The sequence below is a fragment of the Allomuricauda sp. CP2A genome (assembly GCF_001683915.1).
In the GTDB taxonomy this organism is placed as follows: Bacteria; Bacteroidota; Bacteroidia; order Flavobacteriales; family Flavobacteriaceae; genus Flagellimonas.
In genome coordinates this window covers 1-3,041 of record NZ_LXTT01000150.1, presented here as the reverse complement: position 1 = coordinate 3,041, position 3,041 = coordinate 1, and the positions used below count along the sequence as shown (strand labels likewise).

Sequence of the window (3,041 nt, the reverse complement as noted above, 5' to 3'; positions counted from 1 at the left end):
ATACTAAAAGCACCAAAGTTTTTTCATCAATAGTTGATTCCGCTAAGAAAAGATTTTGCCGTTATGGCCTTAAAAAAACCACCATGACAGAGATTGCGGGAGATATAGGTCTATCGAAAGCATCGCTATACTATTACTTCCCCAATAAAGAAGAACTCTTTAAAGAAGTAGTAAGTCAAGGGCATAAAACACTTTTAAACGAGTTCGAAGGCCTCCTTTCTTCAGGTGTTCCCGCAGAAGACCTATTACATGGTTACCTAGAAAAAAGACTGATTTACTTTCGCGATTTTGCACACCTCAGTTCATTGAGCCTGGAATCCATAAACAGTTTGAAGCCCGTTTACGCCGAGCTATTCGAGAACTTTCGCAAAGAAGAAATACTGCTTGTAGGTAAAATATTGGCAAAAGGTATTGCCACTCGAGACTTTCAAAACCTTGATATCGACTATTTTTCTGAATTGTTCATTGCGATATTCCAAGGGTTACGGCACAATGTAATTATTAAAAAAGACATCATAAATCTTACGGGAGCTGAGTATTCTTTTTTGCAGAAACAATATGAAAGTGCATTGAACATGTTCGTGAAAGGAATCAAAAAATAAATGATAGGCCTTTAGAGAGAGGAAACTTATTATTCGTTGCCTGTGAAGTTATAATTTTTGGAAAATGAAAAACAAGATGCTGCCCAAAATCAGGTATTTGCCTTTTTATGCAATCTCGGCACTGCCGATGCCTGTTCTATACGTGTTATCCGACATCTTGTTTGTAGTGGTCTATTACCTCATGAGGTATAGAAGAAATGTAGTATCGGAGAATATCATAAAATCCTTTCCTCAAAAACCGCAGATTACGCGGAGAAAAATCGAAAAGAACTTTTATCGTCATTTCTGTGATATACTTGTCGAATCCATTAAGACATTGACCATCAGTAAAAGGTCGGCGATGAAACGTTTGCGTATAGAGAATCCGAATCTGGTAGAACGTTATTTAAGCGAGAAGAAGAATATTTTGCTTTATACCGCCCATCAGGGTAATTGGGAATGGCTGATATTCCTTCCCCTGTTTTTTCCATACCGATCAAACACCTTTTACAAACCACTTAAAAACCACTATTTCAATGGCCTATTTAAAACTATCAGGGAGCGATTTGGTGTCCATTGCATTGAATCCACCAAAGGGTATAAGACCATTATAGACCTTGAACGAAAGAATGTCGTTATGATGAACTGTATCATCGGTGATCAAAGCCCCGTTAGGATCAATGCCAAACATTGGTGCCATTTTTTGAATCGCAAAACGGCTTTTTTTGTTGGGGCCGAAAAGCTTGCCAAAAAAACCGGCGAAGTTGTTTTGTTCCCTTCTTTTAAAAAAGTAAAAAGAGGGTACTATTTACTACGTTTTAGTTTAATAACGGACAGTCCCGTTTCCATACAACCCAATAGGATTATAGAAGAATATGCAGGGGTGTTGGAAAAAGTGATCTTGAAATCGCCGGAACTTTGGCTATGGAGCCATAGAAGGTGGAAGTTAAGTGCCTGAACATGGAATTTTAAAGTTCTTGGCATTGTCCTGTCTATTCAAGAATTTACCTGCTGAAATTTAAGACCAATTATATTTGACTCTAAAGAACGGAAACAAAAGATTTAACGACCTAATACTATTTATTATTTTAGTGATCCTTATCATATTCGCTATCGTGATAAATTCATAAACTTTGTGTTGCCTTAGAAATTTAACCAAATGATCAGTAAATCCGAACTTGTCGCATGCTCCGCCTCAAACTTCACTCAATTTGGGAGCAAACGGTTCACACTCGATGAGTTGGCAAATCAGCTTGGCATATCAAAGAAAACTATCTACCACTATTTTAACAAAAAAGAAGAATTGGTTGAAGAGAGTACGGCCTATCTGCTTCAAAGATTTTCAAGGGAGATTCAAGAACCTGAGATTGCTTTCTGTACAGATCCTTTGGAAAGAATCATACTTATATACAAAAAGGGTTTCGAACATTTAATATATTTCAGTCCCACGTTCCTTTTTGGGCTAAAGAAATATTACCCTAAGGCCTATGACCTCTTTTATAGCTTTCGAAATGATCTGGTAAATAAAACCATTTACGAACTCTTTGTCGATGCACAAAAATCGGGTTTTGTTCAAAAAGAAGTGAACCTGAGATTGGTTTGTGAACTGTATTTTTTGAATTTGAACGCTATCGCTTTTGGTAAATCCAGTCTTTTTGATAAATATACCCAGCAAGAGATTCTACAACATCTCATAATCAACACCATAAAAGGTATTGTGACCAAAGATTACACCAATAAGTTTATCCAAAAATAGACTGACAAATGTCATTTGGTTAAAAAGTATTTCAAGGTAAATTTGGTTGAAGCGAAAACTACCAAATATAAATGCTTGCTGCAACGAAAAATATACTAATACCAACGGATTTTTCAAAGGATGTGTAACCCTCCCTAAAAATCGGACTGGTTTGAATTAGACAAAAAGTTTAATTTTAACAGTCAGATATTATGAAGAGAACCAAGTTTACCGAGAGCCAGATCGTATCCTGTATCAAGCAGTACGAATCAGGGGTCAAAGTGGACCAGATCTGTAGGGAGATGGGTGTCCACAAGGCCACATTTTACAATTGGAAGAAACGATATTCGGGGATGGACAGCCTCGAGCTCAAGCGCCTGAAGGAACTTGAGGAGGAGAACCGCAAGCTCAAGCAGATGTATGCGGACATGGCCCTTGACAACAAGATGCTCAAGGACGTGCTCTCAAAAAAGTGGTAGGCTCCGGTGAGAGGAAAAACATGGTGGCCTACCTGAGGGAATATTACAGGGTAAGCATCACCAGGGCCTGCAGGACATTGACGTTCCCAAAATCGATGTACTATTACCGCTCTGTGAAAGATGACAGTGAGGTAATCGACAAACTGTTGGAACTTTCCGTGGCAAAGCCAAGGGAAGGACAGGACAAATACTATCAGCGGATAAGACTGGAGGGCCATAAATGGAACAAGAAGCGGGTCAGGCGGG

Annotated in this window: 4 protein-coding genes and 1 pseudogene; all 5 read left to right on the top strand. The window is 38.5% G+C overall.

Translation table 11 applies throughout. From position 1 onward, the window contains the following. Nucleotides 1-602 (top strand): TetR/AcrR family transcriptional regulator (locus tag A7D14_RS17890; RefSeq protein ID WP_083158153.1); only part of this gene is annotated, 602 nt, incomplete at its 5' end. Nucleotides 603-666: 64 nt separating this feature from the next. After that, a complete protein-coding gene (locus A7D14_RS17885; RefSeq protein WP_067037607.1) occupies nucleotides 667-1,539 on the top strand; it encodes a lysophospholipid acyltransferase family protein in 873 nt (290 codons plus the stop codon). 201 nt (nucleotides 1,540-1,740) lie between these two features. Beyond that, the gene (locus tag A7D14_RS17880; RefSeq protein WP_067037605.1) at nucleotides 1,741-2,337 is read left to right on the top strand and encodes a TetR/AcrR family transcriptional regulator; all 597 of its coding nucleotides are present in this window, start codon (nucleotides 1,741-1,743) and stop codon (nucleotides 2,335-2,337) included. A gap of 191 nt (nucleotides 2,338-2,528) precedes the next feature. Further along, on the top strand, nucleotides 2,529-2,795 hold the full coding sequence (locus A7D14_RS17875; RefSeq protein ID WP_062787384.1) for a transposase: 267 nt from the start codon (nucleotides 2,529-2,531) through the stop codon (nucleotides 2,793-2,795). Nucleotides 2,796-2,815: 20 nt separating this feature from the next. Next, a pseudogene (locus tag A7D14_RS17870) lies at nucleotides 2,816-3,041 on the top strand (IS3 family transposase); the annotation flags it as partial.

Coding starts and splice junctions, on each gene's coding strand:
- A7D14_RS17885 (WP_067037607.1), top strand. CDS start 667: ATGAAAAACAAGATGCTGCCCAAAATCAGGTATTTGCCTTTTTATGCA.
- A7D14_RS17880 (WP_067037605.1), top strand. CDS start 1,741: ATGATCAGTAAATCCGAACTTGTCGCATGCTCCGCCTCAAACTTCACT.
- A7D14_RS17875 (WP_062787384.1), top strand. CDS start 2,529: ATGAAGAGAACCAAGTTTACCGAGAGCCAGATCGTATCCTGTATCAAG.